Origin of the sequence: Sulfitobacter sp. 1A12056, from assembly GCF_043558125.1 — a bacterium.
Lineage (GTDB): Bacteria > Pseudomonadota > Alphaproteobacteria > Rhodobacterales > Rhodobacteraceae > Sulfitobacter > Sulfitobacter faviae.
On sequence record NZ_JBIFFY010000022.1, the window covers coordinates 1 to 1,820 of the forward strand.

The 1,820-nt window shown below is 57.1% G+C and carries 1 pseudogene; it reads right to left on the bottom strand.

What is annotated here, in order from left to right:
- Positions 1 to 418: 418 nt before the first annotated feature.
- A pseudogene (locus ACGYLD_RS17320) lies at positions 419 to 1,390 on the bottom strand (IS5 family transposase).
- Between the last annotated feature and the right edge of the window lie 430 nt (positions 1,391 to 1,820).

Here is a 1,820-nt window from a genome sequence, read left to right on the forward strand (position 1 = left end):
TCATAGCGTTCTGGGGGCACGATTTCACCTAAGACCGCAGCGAAGAAGGCCACATTCGCTTGGTCTAGGACATAATTTTCATCATGAAGGCTAGTCTAAACAGGCTTTCGTTCCAGATTGTCAGGTCGCTGTTTATCGTCGTTTGCGTTGGCCTTTTAAGCCTTGTTTTTGTTGGACATAACGCGATCAATATCGCGGATCAGAACGCGCGCGCGAGCAGGAACGTTTTGCCGCGAAACGCCTTACCGCCGCGATTGAGGTCCTTCCAGAACAACAGCGCAGCGCCACCGTTTGGGATGACGCGGTTGAGCAAACAGCTGCCCGTGATACGAAGTGGATGGACGATAACCTTCGGCCCTTTTGTGACTCTGTTGCGCAAATCAGCTGACGGACGGTTCTCCCCTTTCCCCAGACGGATTTATCCCACGGCTTTCGTGACGGGGATGCCAAGGGCGGTGTAACCGTTCAGGATCGCAACGCGCACCTGAACCTCAGCGACTTGGCGGTCAAAGTCGCGCGCCATCAGCCGCTGGCCCAGCAGTTTCATGCAATGCATCTTCGTCTCGACGCGGCTCCGGCGGTGGTATCCGCTCCAGTTTCGCCAGAGTGCCCGGCCCAGATATCTTGATGCGCGCAGTGCGTCGTTCCTGGCGATGGCACCGGCGGTGGTTGGCTTCCATAGCTGGGCGCCTCGGACGTGGCGGTATCACCGCAGCCGCACCGCGCTCGGCGATGGCGTTATGACATCGGCGCGTGTCGTATGCACCGTCCGCGGTCACACTGCCAATCTCCTGATCGTGCGGGATCTGGTTGAGGAGATTAGGTAGCATCGGTGCATCCCCGGTGTTGCTGCCCGTGATCTCGACTGCTCTGATTTCCAGCGTTTGTTCATCAATGCCGATGTGGATCTTGCGCCAGACGCGCCGTTTGGGGCCGCCGTGCTTGCGCGCGTTCCATTCGCCTTCACCCTCGACCTTGATCCCTGTGCTGTCCACTGCCCGGCAGTGGTTTGCTCGCAAATCATGAGAGGGATAAGCAGGTGCAGCGGGCCCTTCGCGCCTCGATATGGAATGTTGACCGCAAGTGTCTTTTGGCGTCGGCAGATGGTGCTGAAGTTAGGCACATCCCAATCGAGTCCCGTCAACCGCAGGAGGCTTCCCACAAACCCAGTCGTCTGGCGAAGCGCCATCCCGAACAGGACTTTCATCGTGAGGCACGTCTGGATCGCGGCGTCGCTGAACGTCTGCGATCTGCCCCTCTTGCCGGAGGGTTTGGCATCCCAGTCCATCTCGGGGTCGAACCAGATCGTCAGTGACCCGCGGCGCTTCAAAGCCTCATTGTAGGCAGCCCAGTTCGTGGTCTTGTAGGTAGGTGATGTCGGTTTGCTCATGCAGGGAGGCTACCACACTGGATTCACGACATGAATCCCTCACCCGCTTTGTACAACAGAGTCCTGGTGAATGCTGCGGAGGACAATTTCCTACCGTCCGGCCAGATATATTAGACTACAGAGGAGGCCTTCGCTGCACAGCCGAGATTTGACAATACGGGCTCGAACCAGACATCGGATTCACCGCAGCATCTCATGATATGATGCTGTGTCAACGTCGGGTTGTGATTGTGGAAGGGTATGGCGGATCGGAGGATCCCTTATGCAAACACCAAACTTACCAGCCATTTGTGCGGTTTCACGAGCGCCTCCATAGATCAACGCGCCAGTATGCAAGGAACCTGCGTGCTGTTCAGAATTTGTAAGGTCAGACTACCGCTGCGCTGACAAAGCGGCGGCCGCCAGCCGTCATTGAAAAGTCAGCTTTAAA